The 24,601-nt window shown below is 59.8% G+C and carries 19 protein-coding genes; 9 read left to right on the top strand and 10 right to left on the bottom strand.

All coding sequences use genetic code 11. From position 1 onward, the window contains the following. The 3 genes from E5J99_RS19110 to E5J99_RS19120 form a co-directional block, all read right to left on the bottom strand. The coding region (locus E5J99_RS19110) for a hypothetical protein (protein ID WP_135499419.1) at positions 1-1,330 on the bottom strand (1,330 nt) is incomplete at its 3' end. 817 nt (positions 1,331-2,147) lie between these two features. After that, a complete protein-coding gene (locus tag E5J99_RS19115) occupies positions 2,148-2,867 on the bottom strand; it encodes a sterol desaturase family protein (RefSeq protein WP_135499420.1) in 720 nt (239 codons plus the stop codon). A gap of 630 nt (positions 2,868-3,497) precedes the next feature. Continuing rightward, complete coding sequence (locus E5J99_RS19120) at positions 3,498-4,064, bottom strand: Crp/Fnr family transcriptional regulator (RefSeq protein WP_135499421.1); 567 nt, start codon at positions 4,062-4,064, stop codon at positions 3,498-3,500. 217 nt (positions 4,065-4,281) lie between these two features. On the opposite strand from E5J99_RS19120, the gene E5J99_RS19125 reads away from it, so the two are divergent. Beyond that, on the top strand, positions 4,282-4,869 hold the full coding sequence (locus tag E5J99_RS19125) for a YdeI/OmpD-associated family protein (RefSeq protein WP_135499422.1): 588 nt from the start codon (positions 4,282-4,284) through the stop codon (positions 4,867-4,869). A gap of 814 nt (positions 4,870-5,683) precedes the next feature. Here the strand turns inward: E5J99_RS19125 and rlmF are convergent. Further along, positions 5,684-6,694, bottom strand: coding sequence for a 23S rRNA (adenine(1618)-N(6))-methyltransferase RlmF (gene rlmF, locus E5J99_RS19130; RefSeq protein ID WP_135499423.1), 1,011 nt, complete (start codon positions 6,692-6,694; stop codon positions 5,684-5,686). 250 nt (positions 6,695-6,944) lie between these two features. Further along, a complete protein-coding gene (locus E5J99_RS19135; protein WP_135499424.1) occupies positions 6,945-7,478 on the bottom strand; it encodes a cold-shock protein in 534 nt (177 codons plus the stop codon). Between the two features lie 247 nt (positions 7,479-7,725). Here E5J99_RS19135 and E5J99_RS19140 point away from each other — a divergent pair, with 247 nt between their 5' ends. Together E5J99_RS19140 and E5J99_RS21935 are read left to right on the top strand one after the other, a co-directional pair. Continuing rightward, positions 7,726-8,385: a T-complex 10 C-terminal domain-containing protein gene (locus E5J99_RS19140; protein ID WP_135499425.1), complete on the top strand. Its 660-nt coding sequence runs from the start codon at positions 7,726-7,728 to the stop codon at positions 8,383-8,385. Positions 8,386-8,746: 361 nt separating this feature from the next. Next, positions 8,747-8,935, top strand: coding sequence for a M23 family metallopeptidase (locus tag E5J99_RS21935; protein WP_245319116.1), 189 nt, complete (start codon positions 8,747-8,749; stop codon positions 8,933-8,935). Between the two features lie 325 nt (positions 8,936-9,260). Here the strand turns inward: E5J99_RS21935 and E5J99_RS19150 are convergent, their stop codons facing one another. The 3 genes from E5J99_RS19150 to E5J99_RS19160 form a co-directional block, all read right to left on the bottom strand. After that, positions 9,261-9,965, bottom strand: a complete 705-nt coding sequence (locus tag E5J99_RS19150; RefSeq protein WP_167852236.1) for a LytR/AlgR family response regulator transcription factor — start codon at positions 9,963-9,965, stop codon at positions 9,261-9,263. Positions 9,966-10,074: 109 nt separating this feature from the next. After that, on the bottom strand, positions 10,075-11,550 hold the full coding sequence (locus E5J99_RS19155; RefSeq protein WP_167852237.1) for a S41 family peptidase: 1,476 nt from the start codon (positions 11,548-11,550) through the stop codon (positions 10,075-10,077). A 101-nt stretch (positions 11,551-11,651) separates the two neighbouring features. Beyond that, positions 11,652-12,716 (bottom strand): sensor histidine kinase, encoded by a 1,065-nt coding sequence (locus E5J99_RS19160; protein ID WP_135499429.1) that lies wholly within the window; start codon positions 12,714-12,716, stop codon positions 11,652-11,654. A gap of 223 nt (positions 12,717-12,939) precedes the next feature. Here E5J99_RS19160 and E5J99_RS19165 point away from each other — a divergent pair, with 223 nt between their 5' ends. Together E5J99_RS19165 and E5J99_RS19170 are read left to right on the top strand one after the other, a co-directional pair. Continuing rightward, positions 12,940-15,381: an outer membrane beta-barrel protein gene (locus E5J99_RS19165; RefSeq protein ID WP_135499430.1), complete on the top strand. Its 2,442-nt coding sequence runs from the start codon at positions 12,940-12,942 to the stop codon at positions 15,379-15,381. Positions 15,382-15,749: 368 nt separating this feature from the next. Beyond that, positions 15,750-16,994, top strand: coding sequence for a tetratricopeptide repeat protein (locus E5J99_RS19170; RefSeq protein ID WP_135499431.1), 1,245 nt, complete (start codon positions 15,750-15,752; stop codon positions 16,992-16,994). Between the two features lie 46 nt (positions 16,995-17,040). Here E5J99_RS19170 and E5J99_RS19175 read toward each other — a convergent pair whose 3' ends face one another. After that, positions 17,041-18,519 carry a DUF5723 family protein gene (locus tag E5J99_RS19175; protein ID WP_135499432.1) on the bottom strand — a complete coding sequence of 493 codons (1,479 nt, stop codon included), beginning with the start codon at positions 18,517-18,519 and terminating at the stop codon, positions 17,041-17,043. A gap of 558 nt (positions 18,520-19,077) precedes the next feature. On the opposite strand from E5J99_RS19175, the gene E5J99_RS19180 reads away from it, so the two are divergent. The 3 genes from E5J99_RS19180 (at position 19,078) to E5J99_RS19190 (ending at position 23,270) form a co-directional block, all read left to right on the top strand. Further along, positions 19,078-20,529 (top strand): aldehyde dehydrogenase family protein, encoded by a 1,452-nt coding sequence (locus E5J99_RS19180; protein ID WP_135499433.1) that lies wholly within the window; start codon positions 19,078-19,080, stop codon positions 20,527-20,529. A gap of 186 nt (positions 20,530-20,715) precedes the next feature. After that, positions 20,716-22,761, top strand: coding sequence for an FAD-dependent oxidoreductase (locus E5J99_RS19185; protein WP_135499434.1), 2,046 nt, complete (start codon positions 20,716-20,718; stop codon positions 22,759-22,761). A gap of 95 nt (positions 22,762-22,856) precedes the next feature. Beyond that, positions 22,857-23,270 (top strand): hypothetical protein, encoded by a 414-nt coding sequence (locus E5J99_RS19190; RefSeq protein ID WP_135499435.1) that lies wholly within the window; start codon positions 22,857-22,859, stop codon positions 23,268-23,270. Positions 23,271-23,287: 17 nt separating this feature from the next. On the opposite strand, the gene E5J99_RS19195 is transcribed toward E5J99_RS19190, so the two are convergent. Next, on the bottom strand, positions 23,288-24,076 hold the full coding sequence (locus E5J99_RS19195) for an SDR family oxidoreductase (protein WP_135499436.1): 789 nt from the start codon (positions 24,074-24,076) through the stop codon (positions 23,288-23,290). A gap of 143 nt (positions 24,077-24,219) precedes the next feature. On the opposite strand from E5J99_RS19195, the gene E5J99_RS19200 reads away from it, so the two are divergent. Next, a partial coding sequence (locus E5J99_RS19200) for a transposase (RefSeq protein WP_167852238.1) occupies positions 24,220-24,601 on the top strand: 382 nt, incomplete at its 3' end.

The raw sequence follows: 24,601 nt of genomic DNA on the forward strand, positions 1-24,601 counted from the left end.
CCAACGGCGCACAGCGGGTCTTGACCTTGCGCGTCTGCGCGATGAGTAACCGATGGCAGCTGGTACGCCAACACATTGAACCCTTCAACACGGCCAGGGCGGCGTAGCGACAATTTGGGTTGCACCCGCCGTCGTTGAAGAACACGAAGGTTTTCTCGTCCTGCAGGGCGCTGAGCTGGAGCCAGGCCAGCAGGTCGTAGGTGTAGGGAAACATACTGCCCGTTACGTCGGTCACCACCACTTCCTTGCTCCACTCGGGATGGCGCTGCATCACCCGGCTCACCACGTTGGCATCGGGGGGCAGGGGCATTTCCTCGGCGGCGGTATCGGCCAGCAGCTCCCCGGCTTTGGTGATGCGGGCTTCGCAGTAGTCGTACTTATGCTGCCGGTTCTTCTTTTTCAGGAACACGCGGTAGAGCCAAGCCGCTGAGTCGGACAGGGCAAAGCTGGTAATAGCCAGGTCTGGCTTGCCCACCACTTGCCACGGCCCCATGGGCAGGCGCAGGGCTCCTTTCACGATGAACGGGAACTGGCGGCGGTTGATGGGGAAGCCCGAGGCAAACACCACGCTTTGGCCCAGGGCCTCTTCCAGCTCGGCAGTACACAGGGGCTTGCCGGTGGGCTGCACCCGCACGCTTTGGGTGGTGCCGTGCGCATCCACCGTTAGCTCAAACTTTACAATCTGGGCCGTGCGCTCCGCGCAGCGGTAGGCCCCGCGCAGGTTGCGAGCCATCTGGCGGTTGGTAAAGCGGGTGTAGGGCAGGTTGCAGGCCACCTTTTTGCCCGGAGCCTTTTTGGCAGATTTCGGGCGCTTCTTTTCCAGCAGGCGCAGCTTGCGGGTGAGGCTGTCGAGGTCGGCGCGGCTGGTGGCGGCGGTGGCGTGCCGGGCCACATACACCACAAAGCCATGGAAAAACGGCTGGCAGGCAGTCGGGCTGGCGCAGCCGGTTTGCTCCACCAGCGTCCAGGTGATGGATTCGTCTTGCAGCAGCCCCGGCAGCCCGGCGGCCAGGTTGCGGATGCGGCTCAGGTTGAGCTGGCGCTGGTTGAAAGCCGGGTTCAAGCGGAAGGCCGTGTACACCAGATCGACGCGCATGATGTGGCGCTCGGCCAGGCGCAGTGCCCGCAGGTCGGCCCCCGAAAAGGTGGAGGGTAACTGCAGGGCCTCCAGGTCCGGCAGCGGCGCGTAGCGCGCCGTGCGGTAGGCGTTCAGCTGGTCGTAGAAGGTATTCAGCTCGGCTTCCGGCAGCGGAGCTTGGGCCTGGGCGGTGCGGGTACTCAGCAGAAGCAGCAAGCTCCAGATTACTTTCCGGAGAGATAAAGACAGCATATAGGCAGGACAGAGGCAGCAACAAGGCGCAAAATAGGGCTTTGCCGGCCGGCAGCGGCGACGTTGTAGCGTAGTTGCCCCGCAGGCGTAAGCTCGGGCTATCTGTATATGCTCTCAGACCGGACGGCCGACCCGCAAAAGGATTAAAAATGCGGCACTTCCATGTGAAGCTGTGCAGGAAATCGGTTCCGGGGCAGGCCTGATCTGGCGTCCGCGCAGTCGAAGCATATCTACTGCCAGACTAGTTCTGGTTACCACTGCGGTAGAGATGCTTCGCGGGGCTCAGCATGACACAAGCGGGGTTTTTGCCAATTTTCAAACACCCTCTAAGCTACTGCGGCAACCGGGGGGCACTACGGACCCACTTAGAGCGGTTGTGGGGTGTGTTATCCTACACCGTTCGCGCTACGGTCCACTGCCTGTACAGCACCTTGAGAACCGCTCTAGGCCGTGTGGACAGGACGAAAAAAGAACGTCCTGTCGAGCATTCTGCGCATCAAGCAGCGAACGAGATATCTCGGGTGCTGCCGTGGGAGTAGTCATCCAACGACCGCACGCGAGATGCTGCGCTGCGCCCTGCATGACGTTCTTTTTTCGTCCCGTCCACACGGCCTAGCAGATACAGTGGTTGTCCGTATCGCCACATACCTGTTGCCGCTGGCGTCGAGGGCTGATTGGCGGCGTTGTTGAGTCGGGCCTGAGCGCCAGTTGTGTCGGAGCTACCGGTCCTGGCCAGCAGTGTGTGCCAGGGGAAGGTGGGTTTTCGGTGCAGTTCCCGCCACAATGCTTCGGCAAAGACCTGCTGCGTGCCTGGACCTTATTCCTTATGCACGTCGCGGAAGCGCAGCATATCGAGCAGGCGCAGCTCCTTGCGGGTGTCGAAGCCGCAGGAGGTGGTGAACTTCTCGGGGTTGTGGTAAGTGCCGAAGAGCATGTCCCACCACACGATGTCGCCGTAGTTGTTGGCGTGCTTCTCGTACTCGTGGTGGATGCGGTGCATTTCGGGCCGCTGAAAAATGTAGCCCACCCAGCGCGGGGTGCGCACGTTGGTGTGGTAGAAAAACTCGCCCAGGGCCGTGCACAGCGTGTAGATGGCCCCGGCCTCGGCACTCAGCCCCAGCAGCGTATAAATGAGCAGGCCCCCGATGATGGAGTTGACCGTCATTTCGAGCGGGTGCTTGTAGAAGGAGGTGATGACCTCGATGCGTTGCGGGCTATGGTGAATCTGGTGGAAGTGCTGCCACAGAAAATCGACGGTATGGCGCCAGCGGTGCCACCAGTAGAACACGAATGTGGCCACGAAATAGGCCAGCATGCCGCCCGCCCAGGCCGGTACCTGCTGCGAAAGGTGAAACACCGAATACGCCGACAGCCATTTTTCCCAGCTCACGCCTGCCACCAGCACCACCAGCAGCTGCAGAAAGTTGACGGCCAGCACCCGGATGGTCCAGGTCGGTACGGCGGGCAGCTTCCAGCCCGGAATAAGACGTTCGAGTACAAAGCAGCCGGCGAATACGGCGAAAATAATGGGGAGCATAGCCGTTGGGGTTTAAGGTGAAAGAGTACCTCAAAGGTGCGGCGGCCTCCCCGCCGTTTTCATGATAAATGTCATTTTCGGGTGCGCTACAGGCGGTGTTACCGACCTTTTTGTCCTGCTTGCTCGGCCCTGCCTGTTCTGTTATGTCGAGCAAAGCGAGACATCTCGCGTGCACTGGTAGTCACATACGGTGGCAGTGGAGACGCTCCGACAAGCGGATGGCAGATCAGGCAGGACAGAACAAGCTTTTACACTTGTTCCTGAATTAGAAGTGACATAAAAAAGGACGTCATGCTGAGCCTGTCGAAGCATCTCTCCCGCTTCGTTCGCATGGTTGAGAGTACTGTTGCGGTAGAGATGCTTCGACAGGCTCAGCATGACGTCCTTTTTTCGTTTCGCTTTATTCAGGAACAAGTCTTTTGTATAAAAATACCCGCGCTAAGAAGCTGTTTGAGTTAGCCAAAAAAAAAATCTGAAACAGTCACGCTGAGCTTGTCGAAGCATCTCTACCGCTTCGTTTGAGTAGTCTAACGGAGCGGTAGAGATGCTTCGACAAGCTCAGCATGACTGTTTTTAATAACTCAAACAGCTTCTTAGCACGCAACTCGGCCCTTGATGCAACAGCGCACGCTAGGCCTGGCGGTTGCGCAACCGGCTCAGGGTTTCGGGAGCCATACCCAGGTGGGAGGCAATATGATGCAGGGCCACGCGCTGAAATACCGTGGGAAAGGCGCGCAGCAGCAGCTCGTAGCGCTCAGCGGCCGTGCGGGAGCGGAGGTGCTGAGCACGCTGCTCGCTGAGCACGTAGTATTTCTCGAGCAGCAGCCGGCCAATGTAGTTGAACTCGGGAAAGTCGTGGTAGAGGCGCTGCAGCTGGTCGTAGGTGATGGAGTGCACCACGGCGGGCTCCAGCAGCTCCAGGCATTCTTCCGAGGGCTGCTGGGTGAAGAAGCTCAGGATGGAAATCACAAAGTCATTGGCCTGCATAAACCACGAGGAGATTTCGCGGCCGTGCAGCAGCGTGTAGCCCCGCACCAGGCCGGTTTCCAGGAAGTATATCCGCCGCGCCACCTGGCCCGGCTGCAGCAGCTGGTGGTGGGCGGGCAGGGTTTCCTGGGTGGTGCTGGTCAGCAGAGCCGCCGTAAGCTCCGGGCTCAGAGGTTGCAGAGCAGAAAGAAAGGTAAGAAAGCTGGACATGCGCGGCCGGGGTTGGGGCAGATAAGAAGGCAGAGCCGCAGCGCTTCGCGTCTCTATGCTGTTCACAAGTCATGAAACTACGGTGGAATGCATGCAATCCAACAAGGACAGGGTTTGGGCGTGGTGGGCCTGGTAGGGTAGCTGCCGTGGCAGCCTCGCCCAAAGTCCGGACTCGTTCTTATTTTAGACGGTAACTCCCGCTTTTTCCGCTTCCGCTATGGCCCGGCCCGACGACTACGCGCGATTTCAGCCAGGCACCCGCGCCGAGTGGCGGCAGTGGCTGGCCGCCCACCACACCGACAGTCCCGGCGTGTGGCTCGTGTACTACAAGAAAACCGCCGCCCGCCCCCGCGTCAGCTACGACGAGGCCGTGGAAGAAGCCCTGTGCTTCGGCTGGATCGACTCGCTGCCCCGTAAGCTCGACGCCGAGCGGACCATGCTGCTGTTCACCCCGCGCAAGCCCACCAGCGGCTGGAGCAAGGTCAACAAGGAGCGACTCGTGCGGCTTGAAGCCGCGGCCCTGCTGACCCCCGCCGGCCGGGCCGCCATCGACAAAGCCCAACAGAACGGCACCTGGGAAAGCCTCGACGCGGCCGAAGCCGGCCTGGTGCCCGAAGATCTGGCCGCCGCTCTGGCCGCCAACGCAGCGGCAGCGCGCAGCTTCGCGGCCTTCTCCCGTAGTGCCCGCAAGCTAATTCTGACCTGGGTGCTGGCCGCCAAACGCCCTGCCACCCGCGCCACCCGCGTGGCCGAAACAGTGCGTATGGCCGCCTTGGGCAAGCGCGCCAACTTAGACCAGCCATAGATGCTTTCGGAACACCGGATGCCGAAGCTGTTTGAGTTAGCGTAAGAGCCGTCAAACCGATGTAGAGACGCCTACTTGCGTCTCGTCGTTGAACGACAATCGTTGTGCCGGCGTGGCTGACGAGACGCAAGTATGCGTCTCTACATCGTTTCAGCTCTAACTCGAACAGCTTATTAGAAAGTCGTTCGTGAAACCGCTATAAAATGTCATGTCGACCATTCTGCTTGATGCGCAGAATGGTCGACATGACATTTTACTTTCTAAACAGCCTCTCCGTAAAAAGCCGGTGGCGCGCCGCTTGGGGTTGTTGAATCTGGCTATAGTCTGCTTGTTGAACGATACAGCGGCAAACGGCGCAAACGACGAGATGCACATAAGGCATCTCTACCGTATTCCGAACCCTTGGGCTTGCAGCAACGGATTCCCGGGCAGGGCTGACTCGTCTTCTGCTCCGCAGCGCAAAAAACGGCCGAATCCTTTCTACGCAGCCCTAGGGCGTGAGGACAATTAGCGGGCAGGGGCGTTAACAGATTGTATCGCGAAGCTCTGTTGCGCGACCGTTCGCGCTACTAGCCCGGCAAGTGGTTTTACGCGACGTCCTAACGGTCGCGAAGCAGAGCTTCGCGTTACAAGTCATTGATTGTCCTCATGCCCTGGCCGCTCAGAGCGTGTTGGGATTTTTTGGAAATGCCGATTTTTTCCTGCCAGATCAGGCAGGCCACGCACCACCACAGGTCTCCATCGGCTTCAGCCGCACGAACGCCGCCAAAGCAAGCCCAAGCCGGCCAGGAAACGGACTGCTCGCGCTGTGTATCTACTCAGCGGGCGTAGGGGCGGGCGGAGTAGCGCCGGCCGTGCCGGCCAGCCACCGCCGCTGCCGCCACTGCTGCTGCTGCTCCGGGGTTAGGAAGGTCCAGGCCACGATGCGGCTTATTTTCTGGCCCTGGTTCATCCCAATGGTGCGCACATCGACGGCTCCCAGCTTCTGCAGGGTTTTGTAGAGGCCCGGCAGCGTTTCTTTCTTCGAGATGAGCGTAGTAAACCACAGGCAGTTGGCCCGTTGCAGGGCACTCTCCTCCGCCATGCGCCATACGAAGGTAGCCTCGCCGCCCTGGTACCACAGCTCATTCGACTGCCCCCCGAAGTTGGGCAGCGGCCTGGCCTCGGCAGTGCCCAGGTTCTGCCCTTTGCGGCGGTTGGCCGCGTCGGCCTCAGCCTGTGAGCCGTGAAAAGGCGGGTTGCACATGGTCAGGTCGAAGAACTCGTTGGCCTTCACCACGCCGCTGAAAATATCGTCGCGGGCGGGCTGCAACCGCACTTCCACCACGCCTCCCAGGCCGGGGTTGCTGGCTGCAATCTGCTTGGCCATGCGCACGGCCACCGGATCGACGTCGGAGCCGATGAAGCGCCAGCCGTACTCGCGGTGCCCGATGATGGGGTAAATGCAATTGGCGCCCACGCCCACGTCCAGCACCCGCACGCGCTTGCCGGTAGGCACTACGCCTTCATTTACTTCGGCCAGCAAATCGGCGGCGTAGTGGATGTAGTCGGCGCGGCCGGGAATGGGAGGGGCCAGGTAGCCGGCGGGAATGTCCCAGTGCTCAATAGTATAAAAATGCTTCAGCAACGCCTTATTCAAGGCTTTCACGGCCTCGGGGTTGGCAAAGTCGATAGAGTCGTCGGCGTAGGCATTGGGGGCCACAAAGGGGGCCAGCGCCGGAAAGCTGCGGATGAGGGCCGGAAAGTCGTAGCGCCCCCGGTGCTTGTTGCGCGGGTGCAGTCCTTCTTTTTCTGCCGGCTTCTCTTCCTGGGAATGTTGGGTCATCGGGTAATGCTTACAAATGGGCAAGAAAACCAGCTACCGCTGGCATATGGGGCAAAGCTAGCTAAGGCGGAGCGCCGGTCTATCGGCCCATGGGGCGCGCTCGTCGCAGCTCGTCAGCAATGGCCTGTCACGTGCTTTAGAAGCGTCGGAACAGGGCATCCCGCTTCAGAAATGGGAACCGGTACAAACTAAAAAAGCTGAAGCTCCCTGAGCCTCAGCCTCTTCCGGTACCCCGGAGGTACCCTTTACGTTACTCAGCCGCTGGTTCAGCCGCAGGAGCTGCGGGAGCAGCAGCGGGAGCCGGAGGTGTTTTCTCGACGGGAGCTGCTTTTTCAGCGGCCTTCACCGACACGGCCGTTGGGCCTTTTTGTCCCATTTCTACCTCAAAAGTCACCTTATCGTTTTCCTTAATCGGATTGAGCAGGCCATTGGCGTGCACGAAGATGCTTTCCTGAGTTTCCTGGTCTTTGATAAAGCCGTAGCCCTTCGACTCGTTGAAGAACGCTACCGTGCCCTTGCGGATAACATCGGGCTGCTCCCGGTCTTCCTGCTTGGAAATGGCAATGCGAATATCCTCGGTCTTAATTTCCTTTCTGTTCTTGGGGTCCGGTGGCGTCGCGGAAATGTTGCCGAACTCGTCCACGTAGGCGAGCATATCTTCCAGGCGCTGTCCTTTCTTCGCGTTGGCCTGGCGTTCTTCCTTGCGGTCAGCCTTGTCGTTCTTCTTCTTTAGTCGTTTTTTCTCGTTTTCCTTTTTGCCAAAGGTAGCTTGGGATTTCCCCATGATGGTCTGCGTTAGTTGTGTTGAGTATGCTTCGACCGGTGAAGGTACGCACGGATACCGAAGTGTTAGCGAATATAATATACTACAGATATATATTAGCGAAAGTTCACCACTTTTTATTAGGATCAGGCGGGTGTAGCAAAAGCGAGTGTGGGTGCCCCGCCAACCTCACCCTGAACTCCTCCGTACAGTCGCCAACGGGTGGCTATTACCCCGCTGCCCTCATCTTTCATTCATTGCCCAAACCATGAAAAACACGTTTCTTTTGCTCTCCTGCGCGGCCGCTCTCACCCTCGGCTCGTCTTGCAACCGCGACAAGCCCGCTGCCGTCGATGCCGCCACCACGCCTTCCACCGACACGGCCGTAGTAGTCGATAACGACGTGCTGTACCGGGAAGAAGGTAACCGCACCGCCGATATGGTGGCCACCGACCTCGGTATTACCGATACGGCTCAGGTGCGCCAGGTACGCCGCGTATACTACACCCGCGCCCAGCGCCTGGGCGAAGCCAAGACGCGCTACATGAGCGACACCACCGGCCAGTATGTAGCCATGCGCGAAGTCGACACTAATACGGACAACGAAATCAAGACCGTGTTCAACGATGAAGCCCGCTACAATACCTACCAAAGCAACCGCGCCCGCTACTATGGCTACGACGACGATGAGATGGAGGTAACGACCACCGAAACCACGACCACTACGGCGGGTGCTGCCGCCCGTCCCGCTCGCCGTGGCCCACGCGTGGTGAGCTACGAGAAAGACAAGAACGGGGAAACCAAGATTGAGTACTCCAATGGCAAAACCGTGAAAATCGATGCTGACGGTGATACCAAAGTGAAATATCCGAACGGCTCGAAAGTGAAGCGGGATTCGGACGACGGTGAGGTGAAAGTGAAAAACTAAGCCCGGCACCTTTCGCCTGCTGACAAGGCCCTTACCCTTCGGTAAGGGCCTTTTTTGTGTTCCAGGTCACGGTAAGTGCCCTTCGCAGGAAGTTCCTGCTATTGCTGGCCCGGCCCTGCACTGGTATCCCCTCCTTCAGTCCGTTTCACACCTTCGCGCCCAACGCGGAGCTTACGCGGCTGGCCTACACCTTCGAGTTTCAGGACGCCAAACGCAACACCGTAACCCAGGCGCTGGAGGTGAGGCCCGAACGCTACCAACCGCGGGCCGCGCTGAGAATTCCAGTCACGGGCCGCCTGCTGATCTGGGACGGGCCCGACGAAAACGCCCCCCCCATCGCCGCCTCGATTTCTACTATCCCGTGGCCCAACAGGTCGGTATTCGGTCTACCTTCATGCGCTACGACCACGGCAACGGCGAGTTCAGCTTGCTGGACCACCTGCGCCAGAATAGCCTCGTGGTGAAGGCGGGCGACGCAGTGCGTGCCGAGCAAGTGCTGGACCGCATTGGCCTGTCGGGCAGCTCCTGCTTTCCACATCTGCACTTGTGAGCTGCGCACTGGCGCCGCCATGAACGTGGAAGGGCTGCCGGCTTCACCAGGTTCCGGCTGGTGCGTGGCAGCTGCCTCGTTAGTGTGGGTGTCGTTGATAGTGGCGACATCGTGATGTAAGAGTGCAAGTAGCTGGAGTTGGTTGGTTGGTTGGTTGGTTGGTTGGTTGGTTGGTTGGTTGGTTGGTATGAAGCCAAAGAAACGTCAGGTCGACCAGCGGGAGACCTCTCGCGTGCCATAGTAATCTGATTACTACCGCACGCGAGAGGTCTCCCGCTGGTCGACCTGACAGCCTGATGTGCGCTTCGGCAACGCGGCAAGAATTCTATTTCCTGAAAAAAGCCAGCAGCTCGGCCTTGTAGGAGTTGCCGATGGGGATGAACGTGCCGTCGTTCAGCACCACGTTTTCGGGCTGGAGCAGCTTGATATGGGCTACAGCCACGATAAAGGAGCGGTGCACGCGCAGGAAAGCGGAGCCCAGCGTCTCGACCATTTCCTTCATCGTTTGGTGCAGCAGGTACGTTTTGCTGGCCGTGATGATCTTCACGTAATCCTTGCAGCCCTCCACGTACACGATTTCGCGGTGGCTGACTTTGAGCAGCCCTTGCCGGTCTTTCACCAGCAAAAACTTCTCTTCGTCGGTGTTGGCGGTAGGAATGGGCTGGGCGGCGGGCAGGCGGGAAATAGCCTTCATAAACCGCTCGTAGCTGAAGGGCTTGAGCAGATAGTCGAGAATATCCAGCTCGTAGCCATCGTAGGCATACTCGCGGTAGGCAGTGGTCAGAATAGTTTTGGGCGGGCTTTTCAGGGTTTTGAGGAACTGCAGCCCCGATACCAGCGGCATTTCAATATCCAGAAACATCAGGTCCACGGGGTGCTGCAGCAGGTGGTCGTGGGCCTCCATGGCGTGGCGGCATTTGCCGGCCAGCGTGAGGCCCGGCGTCTGACTGATAAACTGGGTGAGCACCTGGTGGGCCAGCGGCTCGTCGTCAACGATGAGGCAGCGGATGGGAGCGGGCGTGGTAGTCATAGCGGAAGATAGGGTAGTGAGCAATGCAGCTAAGCGCCTTGGCCTGCTGCTGGTTCGTGGAAATACGGTACTGCCGGAGCTGCTGCGGGGCAGCCAAAAGCGGGTAGAGTTAGGGTAGAAGGGTTGCCAGCTGCGACAGAATAGCATCGGTGTGCGCGGCTACTTGTTGCGGGGTGGGTACTACCACCCGGTCTGGCCGCACGCCCCGACCCGGTTGCGGATTGGCACAGGCCGTGAGGAGGCGAAAATGAGGCAGCTGTACTACCAGGTGCGTCTGGGGTAGTTCCAGCCGGGAGAGGGTGCCGCCATTGAGGCCGGCTTCCGCCCCGCCGCTTTCCTGGCCAATAATGGTAATCCGGCGCTGGGCCCGCAGGCTGGCGGCCAGGTTAGAGGCGGCCGAAAACGTGCCTCCATCAACCAGCAAAATAACCTGGCCCCGAAAATAGTGGCCCCGATACGGGTGTTGCACCCCCACGGTAGCAGCCGCAAAGCCAAATCGGCCATCGGGCAGGCGCTTGACCTGCGTAGTATCGAAAAAGGCCGGACTACCCGGGTCTGGCTGCATGAACGAAGGAATGCGCACGGGGGCCAGGGCGCTTGTCGTGAGCACGAAGTCTGACTTCAGCAGGTACTTCAGCAGGTCCACCGCAATGGCATTGTTGCCCCCGGGGTTGCCGCGTAGGTCCACTACCAGCCGCTTGGTGCGCCGCTGGGCCAGCTCCGCAAAGAGCGCGGCATGGAAGGTTTTGTACTCGTCGGCCTCATCATAGCTGAAGCTGCTGATGCGCAGTAGGGCCGTGGCCGGCGGAGTGTCGAGGTAGCGCACCGACCGCAACCGGGCCAGGCGGCGCGCCTGGGCCTGTTCGGGGCTCGGGGCAGCTGCTGGCGTAGCCGGAGTGCCAGGTGCGGCGGCCAACACGGGTTTGGGCTGTGGAGTCAGCCGCCGCTGGTGCCCGCTACTATCGCGCACGAGCAGCGGGTAAGCAGGCCTGGCTTCGTAGCAGCTCCAGTAGTATTCGTCGAAAAAGCCCGCCTCCAACTCGTGGTCCTGGAAGCTGGTGCCGTAGCCATCGGCTGAAATGAGGGCCCGCAGGCGTGGTAGTATCTCTGCGGTCGGGTGGCCGTCTATGGCGAGAATCTCAGTGCCCGGTTGCAGGTCGGGCGTGGCGCTTTGGTTGTCAACGACAAACAGGCGGTTCTGGCGGATAGCGACGGTGAAGGGAAAATAGGCGTGGGGCTGCCGCCGAAACCAGGCGCGGTACGCCGCCGAATGCTGCACGCGGGTGTGCCCGCAATGCACCTGCGCCACCAGCGTCTGCAGCAGCTTCCAGTACGCAAGCTCGGCCATTGGGTGGGAGAGGGCCGCCGCCGTGCGAGCAAAGGCGCGGTCCAGGGAGTCGTGGGGCGTGTACCAGTATAAGCCGGGGTGCGCCTCCTGCAGCGCCCGGCGCAGGTAAGCAAAGTCGCTTTGCAGCTGCTCCACCGAGTAGAGCGCCGCCGGGGCAGCGGCCACGGGCGGAGGTGTTTGGGCACTTGCCCCAAGAGCACCAGTGCAAAGGCTGAGCAGGAGCAGCAGTTTTTTCATGAGGCGGGCGACACGTTTCCTGCAAAGAAACGGCGACTGTGCAGGGGTTGCACGAAATGTTTCGTAGCCCGGGTTTGCGGTAAACGGCCAGCTACGCAGCATCAGGCAAGCGTGAGCGTCAGCCGGGCCCGGTAGCGGCCGTTGTGTTCGGTCACGTGTAGCTCGTGGGCCCCGGGATAACACAGATTCAGGCGCTGGCGAATGTTCTGGAGGCCGATGCCGCCGCTGCGCCTGGGCGAGGCCGGGGGCGGCTCGGGCAGCATATCATTCTCAATAATAAAGCACAGCTGCCCCGGTTGGCCGCTGAGCGTAGCTACCACACTGGCCGCGTCGGAAAAATGGTGGCGGCCGTGCTTGAAGCTGTTTTCGACCAGCGGCAGCAGCAGCAGGGGCGGCACGTGCAGGCCCGCCGGTAGCGCCAGCGCCTCAAAGCGGATGGTGGCATCGGGGTACTTGCGCTGCTCCATTTCAAAGTAGTTTTCCAAAAACGTGACTTCCTCGGGCAGCGCAATGAGCTCCTTGCCACTGTCGTAGAGCACGTAGCGCATCAGCTCGGAGAGCAGCAGGATGAAGCGCGGCGTTTCGGGCGAGCCCGCCAGACTCAGGCCATAGATGCTGTTGAGCGTGTTGAACAGAAAGTGAGGCTGCAGCTGGCTTTTGAGTTGCTCCAGCTGTAGGGCCAGGTGCGCTTTTTCGAGGCGCCGCCGCCGGTATTCATTCTCGAAGGCAATGCGCACGAAGGCCACGCAGCTGAAGGCAATCAGGTCGGTTATGCTCAAACTCAAATTCCACCAGTTAGGCAGAATTGCTAGGTAGTCTAGTCCTATGCCGAGCTGGGCCAAATACTTATACAGCATGCCGCTGAGCTGAAAGCTCCACGCCGAGCCCTGCCAGAAATACACCAGCGTAATGGGCAGCAGCAGGGCATATTGGCGGCGCTGTAGCAGGCGCGGCATCAGCCAGCGGTAGTAGGGAATGACGTAGAGCGTGGCCACCACCGCGTATAGGCTCAGGTGCGGATAGGGGAAGTTGACCCGAAGGAGCGGATGACCCGGGAGATTTTCCACGTGGATTGAGTACTTGTACAGGCCCACATACACCACCCACATCAGGATTTCGAAAATGAGAGGGAAGCGGCTGGGGCGGTCGGCGGCGTCTGGTTGCATGGGGGCAAGTTGGTGGTTTTTCCGCCTGTATGCCGCACCACAGCAGCCAGCTTTCGACCAATGGGGGTATTTTTTCGACTAAAAAAACGGGCTTGGGAATTGGTCGGGAGCGGGCCGGGAGTAGTCGAATAAAGCGGGTAGAAGCGGTTTTGAAGCAGTTGTTTTGTCCCATTCCCCGCCGAGAAAGTCGGGGCTTTCCTCCACAACTCCTTATCACTGCCATATGAAAACCACCCTCCACTCCCTGCTGCTCGTTGGTGCTCTGGCCACTGCTCCGGCCCTCACCGTTGCCCAAACTGCTTCGGCTGCCGCCACCCAAGCCACCGGCCAGGTAGCCGGCCAGGTAGCCGACAGCCTCTCGCGCCAGCCCATGGCCTTTGCCACCGTCATTCTGCGCCCCGCTGCCGATTCCAGAAGTGCGCTGAGCACGATGACCAACGAGCAGGGCGCTTTCCGCTTCGAGGGTGTACCCACCGGCTCGTATTCCTTGCTGGTAAACTACATCGGCTACAAAACCTCGGTCCCGGTGGCCCTGACGGTAGCCGCGGGCCAGAACCCGGCCGTAGCCGTAGCCCTGGCCACTGACCAGAAGCTGCTCAAGGGCGTGACGGTAACGGCTACCAAAGCCTTCATCGAGCAGCGTGCCGGCAAGCTGATTCTCAACGTGGCCGCCAGCCCCATTGCCGCCGGCGGCACGGCCTACGACGTGCTGGGCCGCGCCCCGGGCGTGCTGGAGCAAAGCAACGGCTTCGTGCTGCGCGGCAAAAGCGTGGTGGTGCTGCTCGACGGCAAATACACCAACCTGAGCGGCGAGGACCTCAAAAATATGCTCAACGCCCTGCCCGGCAGCACCCTGGACAAAGTGGAAGTCATTGCCAATCCCTCGGCTAAGTATGACGCCCAGGGCGGCGCGGTTATCAACATCATTACCACCAAAAGCCGCAAGTTTGGCACCAATGGCACCGCCACGGTGGGCCTCGGCGCCGGGCAGTATGGCCGCTACAACGCCGGGCTGAGCCTGAACCACCGCACGGCCAAGCTCAACGTGTACGGCGGCTACGACCGGCTCGAAAACCAGACCTACAGTACCATTCGTTCGGAGCGCGTTATCAACCAGGAGACGTTCATCAGCGAGGCCAGCCGCGAAGTGCGCCACAACCGCAACAACTCCGCCCGGCTGGGCCTCGACTACGACCTGAGTAAAACCAGTTCGGTGGGCGTACTGGTGCGAGGTATGCTCAACAACCGCGACCGGGACGCCCAAAACAACGTGCAGCTGACGCCCCCAAACAGCTTGGACGTTGAGGGCTCGACGCTGCGCACGTTGGGGGAAGCCCAGTTCCTGAGTCCTTCGGTGAATGTGTACTACAAAACCACGCTCGATACGACGGGCCGGGAGCTGCGCATCAACGCCGACTATTTCGGCTACCACAAGAGCTGGAATAACGACTACACCACCACGTACTGGAACGAGCTGGCGGGGCCACTGCCCACCGAGCTGCGGCGCGACAACTCGCCGGCCAACAACTCGGTGAAGTCTCTGACGGCCGACTACTCCCAGCCCTTTCACAAGGGTACGCTTGAAGCCGGCCTGAAAACCACCTTCACCACCACCGACAACGACATTCGCTGGGAGCAGGCTACTCAAGGCCAGCCCTGGACCGTGGACCTGGGCAAAACCAACCACTTCATCTACCGCGAAAACATCAACGCGGCCTACGCTTCCTACAGCCGCACGGTGCGCAAAGTAGACGTGCAGGTGGGCCTGCGGGCTGAGCAAACCAACACCACCGGCACCTCGCTCACGCTCGACCAAACCACCCGCCGCAACTACCTCAACCTGTTTCCCACCCTGTCGGCCCAGTACAACAAGTCGGAGAAGGTGCAGCTCGGGTTCGCCTACCGCCGCAAGATTGACCGGTTCCGGTTCGATATCGTGAACCCCTTCGTGACCTACATCAGCCAGTACCGCTACAGCCAGGGCAACCCCAACATCCGCCCGTCTTTCTCCCACAACTTCGAGCTGACCCATTCTTATAACAACATGCTGACGACTGCGCTCAGCTACGGCCACCACACCAACGTCCTCATCGACTCCTACCGCAAGGACGACAACACGCAAGCCGTCGTCAACTCGTTCCAGAACTTCCGCAGCGCCGAGTCGCTCGACGGCAGCCTGACGCTGATGAAGCCCTGGCTGAGCAACAAGTGGATGACCGTCACTACCCTGGGCATGTCGTTTGCCAAAGTAAACGCCGGGGCCGGCAGCGTAGGCCTCGGCGGTGCCCGCCCTTCGGTTTTCCTGTCCTCGAATCACACCCTGACGCTGGGTAAAGGCCTCAAGGCGGAAGTCTCGGGCAATTACAGCTCGCCACTAACCTTCGGCGGGCTGGCCTTCAAGTCCCGCTTCGGGGGCAGCGTGGGCCTCTCCAAGTCGGTGCTCAAGGACGCCGGCACGCTCACGCTCAACGTGTCGGACGTGTTCAATACTCAGCAAACGCGCTACGACGTGCTGGCTAACGGCATCAACTCCCGCAACGCCGACAAAATCGAAAGCCAGTTCGTGAAGCTCAACTTCAGCTACAAATTCGGCAACCGCAGCGTGAAAGCCAGCCAGCGCCGCACCACCGGTATCGAGGCCGAGAAGTCGCGCATGGACAACTAAGCCAGCCGTATATATCCGTTCATGTCTATTATTTGTGAGCTCTGGCACAGCCTGGTGCTTGCCCGTCGCCCTATATGTCTCTAGCCTGGAGGCCGAAGCTGGATGCAGCTTCGGCCTCCTTCTGATTTCTGGTGTGGGTCGAACTAGCCGCCCCCGCCCGGTTGTTGCGGTAGTTAAAACGGTGACAAGTAAGAATAAAGCCGTTATTTTGACCACTGCTCAGCTGGTGGCGCACGCAACAGTTGAGCTTAGTAGCCGGTTAGTTCACCCGAAGTGCCCGGCTGCCGGCCAACATCACGCCCGCAGAAGCGTTAGGAGGCATGCACTGGCTCGGCGAAGCTTTGACTGCTCAACGAAGTAGATTTTTTATGCGGCAGTTACTGCTTATCCTGGTTTTCACGTCTTGCGCTTTGGCGGCCGCCGCTCAGCGTGTCGACTCCACCACACTGCCCCGCCCGATTCGTAAGGTAGAGCTCGATAATGTGGATATCGCCCCTTCTGCCCGCGACGGCAAGGGCTGGCTGATGCTGGATAAGGATATTCAGCTGGAGCTGGAAGGGGCCATGCACAACCTCTACAATTTCAAGTACGACAAGGCCGAAAAGCAGTTTCGCTCCCTGCGCCGCCGCTACCCCGAGCACCCGCTGCCCTACCTGCTGATGGGTCTGAGCCAATGGTGGAAAATTTTGCCCACCAACCTGCAGGCCAAGCAGTACGACAAGCAGCTGTTTGCCTACCTGGACACGACCATGCGCAAAGCCGAGGCCTTCTACGAGCAGGACAAGCAAAACTACGAAGCCTGCTTTTTCCTCTCGGCCGCCTATGGTTTCGATGCCCACCTGAACGCCGAGCGCAAGAACTGGACCCAGGCCACCCTGAGCAGCCGCCGGGCGCTGCGCTACCTGCAGGAGAGCAAGGAGGCCAACGGGCTGAGTCCGGAGTTCCTTTTTGGTCAGGCCCTGTTCAACTACTACGCCGTCTGGATTTCCGAGAATTATCCGCTGCTGCGCCCCGTGCTGCTTATTTTTCCCAAAGGCAACCGCACCTTGGGCCTGCAGCAGCTGCGCAATGTGGCCAGCAACGGCTTCTACACCGGCCCGGAAGCCAAGTATTACCTGATGCGCATTCTCTACACCGAGGAAAACAACCTCGATGGCGCCCTGCCCACCGCGCGCTATCTGGCCAATACTTACCCCGACAACGCCTATTTCCAGCGCTTTTATGCTCTGCTCTGCTACCACCAGGGCGATATGATAGAGTGCGAGCGGGTGAGCCGCGAAATTCTGGATAAGATTAACCGGGGCTACGCTGGCTACGAAGGCATCAGCGGCCGGTACGCCGCGTATTTTTTGGGCTCCATCGTGCAGAACAGCCACAAGGATGTAGCCAAAGCCAAAGACTACTTCCAGCGCTGCATCGTGTTTTCGGAAACGACCAGCGACACGAATAGCGGCTTTGCCATCTCGGCCAACCTGAACCTGGGCCGGATGGCAGAAGACGACAGCGACGTAAAAGCGGCCCGCCGCTACTACACCACCGTCGCCAACCAAGCCGAGCACAATTCGTCCCAGTACCGGGAAGCAAAGCTCTACCTGAAGAACCACAAAAAATAAGGCCGCCCATCGGGCGGCCTCATCTGCTTCGGCGTATCTGTTGCGCTTACTTCGCCCCGTCTTTCAGGCGCGAGGGGCCGCCCTTCGATTTGTGCCCCCCGTTGGCCAGCGACAGCAGTGACACCTCAACGTAACCGTTGAACCCATACGGACTGCTGGAGTCAAAATAGCCCGACAAATCATTGGAGCCGATGGTGAACTGTCCCATCCGCAGCATCAGGCCGTAGGCCAGCGTCTGGTAGCCATTTATCATGGCTATCGGCGTGGCTACTTCCAGCCATTTGCTCTCAATACGAGGCGTAACGGAGGCAAAGGAGAAGTTGCGCATCCCGATGGCGTATGTTCCGCGCAAGCCCTGGCTAACTGCCGCATTGGCATAAATCCACTTGTAGACGTGGTAATCCACGTCTATGTTAAGCGCCGTGGGCACGCCGGACGTGAATTGCGTCTCCTTCTGCTGCTTCTGCGTGCGCAGAATTTTGTTGAGCCGGGCCTCGTAGTTATCCTCGTCTATTCCGTCCAGGTCCGACTCGCTGACCCCGCTGTTGGAGGTTTTGATGTTGTTGAACGCCACCGCCTGATCCTTGTAGCGGATGTAGCCGATGTCGGTAACCGACACCGATACCCGGTACAGGTACTTGTTGCGGGAGTAGTCGAGCCGGTCTACGCCTTTCTTATCGATGTAGCGGTACTGTCCCATGTTGGGCCGGTGCTCATACACTAGGCCCAGGTCCAGGCCCCAGCCCCCGCCGCTGGTGCCGTTGCCGCTCAGCCACTTCAGCGCCTGGTCGGCGTCAATGTTATCGAATGCGCGGGGGTTGGAGTAGCCAAAAGCAGCATCCAGGTTGTTGATGCGTACGATGGTGTCGCCGGTGGCCGCCGTTTTATCAACAATCTGGTAATCAGTTTTGCTGCTGCGCAGATAGCCCGCGCCAAACCCCAGGTAGCGCTTGGCCGTGACGCCCGCTTTCAGAAAGTGCAAACTCTTGTCGAGCACCACCCGGCCATACGTCACATCGTATTCGGCAAAGGCGTTCAGGTTTAGGTTGAAGGTGTTATCGGCCGACCGGCCGCGGGTCTTGAACTCGTCCACGGCATTCTGAATCAGGCTTTCCGATACGGAGTTGCCCTGCATAGCGGCCCGCACCCGGGTACTGATAGCAATACTCTGCGTCGGGCTGAGGCGCAGCATCAGCCCCGGCCCGCGCACGTTTAGCCCCGCGCTGAACATCTTGGCTTTGTCGCTCTCCCGGCGGGTCAGAAACTCCTTGCCCAGGTCCAGGTCGGCATCGGTATTTTGCGGGCTCCAGGCCCCAGTATAGCGGTAGGCCGTGTTGGTAGCATGCACGTCGATAGCGGCAACCTGCAGCTGAAAAAAATACCGGTTATCGGCAATCGTAGCCGGGTTCCAGGAGGCACCCGTGAGGCCGGAGTAGTTGCTGCGGGTGCTGTTGAACAACTGCTGCGCGGCCACACTGCCCGGAATCAGCGTGAGCAGCAGCCCCAAGAGGCGTCGAGTAATCATGTAGTTGTGTTGCGTTAGGGTAGGAGCGAAGAGGGAGAAAAAGGCACGGAATAAAATAATGATACTTCGTAGTGTGGCTATGCAAGAGCTTCCGATGAAGAGCCGCTGCTTTCATACCTGTCTGCAGGAATGGGTTTGGCTAAGTAACAGAGTATGTAGGACGTGTTTACTGGTAGGCAAGAAGAAGATACAAAGCTTGATAATGCTTTTCAATGCAAAAACTTATTAATTAAACACAATATATGTTTCTTTAACAGTTTTGCAACCTATCAGCATTTCTATGAGCAAAATTATAAGTGACCTATTCGATATGCAATACCTACTTGTGGGTATTGTGTGACTCATGATAAAGAGTTAAGAGAAAAAAAATCGGCAACTCACCGCCGTTGGTCGACTGCTCTACATCCCCGAAGAGGCTGCGCCCTCATGGACAGGTGCTAACGGCCCGTAGTGTAGCACGAAAAAAGAAAAGCTCCGGCGGCTGTTGTTAGCGTACCAGCAAATGGTAGTTGCCCTCCCGATTACGTACCTTAGCTTTCTGCCCTCTGACCCTACATCATGACTGTTTCTACGGCTCCTGCGGCTACGTCCGCTCCTGTATCTGCTCCCGATATTGCTTCTCTCTTCGAGCGCCAACAGTTCCGAGCCCCGGCTTTGCGGCGCGAGTCGGCTGACGAGCGCGCGGGCCGCCTGCGCAAGCTGAGCCACTGGATAGAGCAAAACCGGCAGGCCATTCAGGACGCGTTACACGCTGATTTTCGCAAGCCGCCCGCTGAAGCCGACGTAACGGAGATCTGGTCGTCGCAGGTAGAAATAAAGCACACCCTCAAGCATCTGAAGCAGTGGATGCGCCCGCGCCGGGTCGGGACCCCTGTGGCCCTGATGGGTACCAGCGCCTGGGTACACTACGAGCCCAAAGGTGTCTGCCTGATTATCGCGCCCTGGAACTACCCGTTTTACCTGGCCATCGATCCGCTGGTGTCGGCGCTGGCCGCTGGCAACTGTTGCATTATCAAGCCCTCGGAAATGACGCCCGCCGTGGCGGCGCTGCTTAGCCGTATGGTGCGCGAATTGTTTGATCCGGCGGAGGTGGCCGTGGTGGAAGGCGACAAGGAGATGGCAACGGCCCTGCTGAAACTGCCCTTCAACCACATTTTTTTCACCGGTAGCCCGGCCATTGGCAAAGTGGTGATGCGCGCCGCCGCCGAGCACCTGACCAGCGTCACGCTGGAGCTGGGCGGCAAGTCGCCGGTGGTAGTAGATGCCACAGCCGACCTGCGCGACGCGGCCGAAAAAATCGTGTGGGGCAAGTACATCAACGCCGGGCAGACCTGCGTGGCCCCCGACTACGTGCTGGTGCAGGAGAGCGTGCAGGAGCAGTTCGTGCAGGAAGTGCGCCAGGCCGTGGGCCGGTTCTACGACCCGCAGGCCGAAGGCGTCATCAACTCCAAGTCCTACGCCCGCATCGTGAATGCCCACCATTTCGAGCGAATCTCCGGCATGCTCGAAGAGGCCCAGCAGGCGGGTGCGCAAGTGGCGCTGGGCGGTATCGTAGACAGCAGCCAGTGCTTTATCGAGCCCACGCTGCTGCTCCAGGCTAGTCCGGAAAGTCGGGTGATGCAGGAAGAAATCTTCGGCCCGCTGCTGCCCGTTCAGCCGTTTGGCACCTTGATGGAAGCAGCCGATTTCGTGAATGCTCGTCCGCAGCCCCTGGCGCTGTACTTGTTCACGCGGAGCGCCGAAAACCAGCGCTACCTGTTGCAGAACGTGGCCGCTGGCGGCTGCTGCATCAACGAAACCATTCTGCATCTGGCCCACCCCGAGCTGCCCTTCGGCGGCGTCGGCAACAGCGGTATGGGCAAAGCGCACGGGCACTATGGCTTCCTGGCTTTTTCCAACGAGAAAGCAGTGCTCAAGCAGCGTACCGGCCGTACGGGCATCAAGTTCATGTATCCGCCCTACACCGGCAAGGTGCAGAAAATGATCGACTGGCTGCTGCGGCTGGTCTAAGCTCAGCGATACAAAACGCCACAAGGAGCGCCCGTACAGGCGCTCCTTGTGGCGTTTTGCCGAGCCCGAAGCTTTCCGATGGAAAACTAGGCGGCATGCCTACTATATGGGAGAAAATGCCGATATTTTCAGGGCCGTAGCTTTTCGTGTTCGTCCGGTGGTTTCCGTCCGTTTTTACTTGCTCCCATGCTATTTTCCGCTTCTCACCACGCTACCCTCCACGCTCTGGCCGATACCTTCATTCCGGGCGTGCCGGGCCGGCCGCAGCAGTCCGCCTTCTGGGCTCGCTCAGGCGCGGAGGGTATTGATGTCGGGAAAATAGCGGAGGTGCTGGGCGCCCAGCCGGTGGGAGCGCAGCAGGAGTTTATGAAGCTGCTGGGGCTGTTGGAAAACCCGATGCTGGGCCTCACTTGGTTTGGTCCCCCGAAACCATTCGTGCGCCTGGATACCGGGCAACGGCAGCAGATGCTGCGCAGCTGGGCCCAAAGCAACGTGCCGCAGCTGCGCAAAGGATTTCATGCCCTGCGCAAGCTGACGGTGTTCTTGTATTATGGCTCCTCAACGGCTGAGCTGGGCAATGGGGCCTGGGCCGACATTGGCTACCCCGGGCCGCTGCCCACTGCGGTGGTAGACACGCCCAAGCCCATTCGCACCCTGCAGCCCGCTGCCACTACTACCTACGACTGCGATGTGCTGGTTATCGGCAGCGGAGCCGGGGGTGGGGTAATAGCCGGGGAACTAGCCGCCGCCGGCCACGATGTGCTGGTTATCGAAAAAGGCCCTTACTGCCACGGTTGCGATTTTACGCAGCGCGAAGTAGACATGATGGGGAAGCTCTACGACGGCAAAGGGGCACTAAGTACGCAGGATGGCGGCGTGGCTTTGCTGGCCGGCAGCTGCCTGGGCGGCGGCACCACCGTGAACTGGGCCGGCGCATTTCGCACCCCCGATTACGTGTTGCAGGAGTGGGCGCGCGAGCATCAGGTACCGCACTTCGCATCCCTGGAATTTAAGCGCAGCCTTGATGCCGTGTCGCGGGCGCTGAGCGTGAATATGGACTATACGCGCCATAACGGGCAGAACCAGGCTTTGTGGGACGGCTCGACTAGGCTGGGACAGGAAGTAAAGCTGATTCCGCGCAACGAAAAAGGCCTAACGGGCTCTGATGAGCACTTTCAGGGGCTGGGCTACAGCACCATGGGCGACCGGTATGGCATTAAGCAGGGCACGCTGAATACGTATCTGTTGCAGGCATTTGAGCACGGTGCCCGGATTCTGGCCGATACGAACGTGGAACGGGTGACGGTGCAGGCGGGTGTCGCGACGGGGGCGGAGGCCGTGCATACTACTGCTACGGGGCAGCAGGTGCGCATTACGGTGCGGGCCAAGCGGGTGGTAGTGGCAGGAGGAGCCATTCAGACCCCGGCACTGCTCTTGCGTAGCGGGCTGCGCCATCCGCACATTGGGCAGCATTTGCATTTGCACCCCACGGTAGCGGTTTCGGGGCTTTATCCGAACCGCGTGGACGCCTGGCATGGGCCGAGTATGTCGGTGGTGAATGACTGCTTCACGATGCTCAACGGCACCAACTTTGGGGCTAAGCTGGAAACTCCCCCCGCGCACGCCGGCCTGATGGCCATGGTGCTGCCGTGGCTGTCGGGGGAGCAGCACAAGCAGATGATGCTGGAAGCGGCGCATTTGGGCAGCTTTATTGTGCTGACTCGTGACCGGGACGGTGGCCGGGTGCGAATCGACAAGCACGGCGCGCCCCTGATTGACTACGTGCTGAGCGACTTCGACCGGGCCAGCATGCTGCAGGGCGTGCGCGCCGCCGCCGAGATTCATGTGGCCGCCGGAGCCAGCAAAGTGTATTTGCCCCACGGCTCCCTGCCCACATTGCTGGCCACCAACGGCGTGGTGCAAAACCCGGAGCTGCTCGACCAGCTGCCGTACCTGGGGTGGAAGCCTAATCAGTTCAGCCTCTACAGTGCCCACCAGATGAGCACCTGCCGCATGGGCGGCGACGCGGCTACGCACCCGGTAGCCCCCAACGGAGAAACCTACGAAGTAAAAAACCTGTTCGTGGCCGATGGATCTGCTTTTCCCGCGTGCAGCGGCGTCAACCCCATGCTGACCATTATGGCGTTGGCTCACTACACGGCCCAGAGCATAAAAGCGGCCAGTGCGGCCGTTGTTTCCTCCAGCAGCCGCCCGGCCGCGGTGACTTCTTAACCCTTCACGGCTGAGCACCAGCCACATTTTTCGCGGGCCATAACCGCAGCCTGGGGTTTTCGCGTATGCAAGCGCGATTCACTTACAGTGCAGCTATGCTTTTTACCCGTTCCCTTCTTGTTCTTGTGGTGCTTGGCACCATTTCGTTTGGCTGTGCCCGCCGGCAGAAGGCAGATATTCCGGAAGCTAAATCGGTGACTGTGGCCCCCGCCCCGGTGCCTAAGGCTGCTGCCCGCGACCTGACCGATGTGATGACCGACGAGCTAAGCCTGCAGCCTGATCAGCAAACCAAAGTGCGGGCCATCCTGAACGGAACGGTGGAGAAGGTGAACAACGCGCGCAAAGCCAACGCCGGCAACCAAACGGCGCTGACAACGGAGCTGAAAAAGATAAACGCGGACTCGGAAGGTCAGCTCCGGGCCGTGCTGACGCCCGTGCAATACAAGCAGTACCAAGCCAAAAAGCGGCAGATGCGAGCCCAGATGCAGGCTCGGCGCGCCACCAAGTAAAGCCCACCAGTTTCTGCTCAGCGCACCATGGCCTGCCGCAGCAACCGGCTGAAGAGGCCGGGCACAAACCGCTTCACATACACGCCCAGCGTTTCGCGCCCACCGATATAGACTTCCCGGCGGCGCTGGGCAATAGCCCGCACGGCTGCGTGCGCCAGTTTTTCGGGGCATAGGCCCTGGTCGGTAGCAGCATCCATAGTGCCTTGCGGACTGCCATCGGCGGTGAGGGCGTTGATGGAAACGCCGGTGCGGATAAAGCCCGGGCAAATGAGCGTGACGCTGATGCCCGTCTGCCAGAGTTCGGCCCGCAGCGAATCGAAGAAGCCATGCAGCGCGTGCTTGGAAGCCGCGTAGGCGCTACGATAGGGCGAGCCAAATAGACCCACCAGGCTGCTGACTACCACAATCTGGCCGCGCTGCTGCCGGATAAGCTGTGGCAAAACGGCCTGGGTCAGGGCCACAGTGCCAAAATAGTTGACTTCCATCAGGCGCCGATGCACGTCGAGGCTGGTTTCCAGGGCTAAGGAGCGTTGGCTAATGCCTCCATTATTTACCAGAACATCGATACGGCCATAGCGGGCCAGCACCTGCTCCACGCACGAGGGAAAACTCTCCGCCTTGGTCAGGTCGAGCGGCAACACGAGCACTTGGGCGGGGGCGCAGGCTATGGCTACCCGTTGCAGCGCCGCCACGTTGCGGGCCGATAGAACGAGCCGGGCCCCAGCACGGGCAAACTCCTGGGCCAGCGCCTCACCGATGCCGGCGGAGGCTCCCGTAATCCAGATGACTTGTTGAGAGAACAGCATACGGCGAGAGGAAATAGGTGGGGACAGCAGCGGGTAAGATAGGAGTTAAGCAAGTCTGAAAAGTACTCTGCTGGACCAGGGTTTCACTATATTTAAAGGGGCTTAGGAAGAAGGAGTCAAGAAAATGGGCGTAACTTCCTGTTATGCAGCTTGCTAACCGCTACTATAAGTGCAGCAAAATTTCGACCCTTAAATTTCGCTATTTGCTGCGCCTGTTTGCCCTGGATTTGACGGCCTCTGACACGGCCCGCCTCACGGGCCTGAGTGTGCGTTCGGTTAATGATATATACCTGCGCTTGCGCCAGCGTCTGGGCCAGCTCTGCCCCGTGCCAGCCGAGTTGGGTGGGGCCCTGGAGCTGGACGAATCTTACTTCGGGCCGCGCCGCGTACGCGGCAAGCGAGGTCGGGGAGCAGGCAGCAAAACGATTGTCTTTGGCCTGTTCCAGCGGGCGGGGCGCGTGTACACCGAGATTGTGCCGGATTGTTCTAAAGCGACGCTGCAAGGTATTATTCGGGGCAAAATTG

The sequence above is a fragment of the Hymenobacter elongatus genome (assembly GCF_004745955.1).
GTDB classification, from domain to species: domain Bacteria; phylum Bacteroidota; class Bacteroidia; order Cytophagales; family Hymenobacteraceae; genus Hymenobacter; species Hymenobacter elongatus.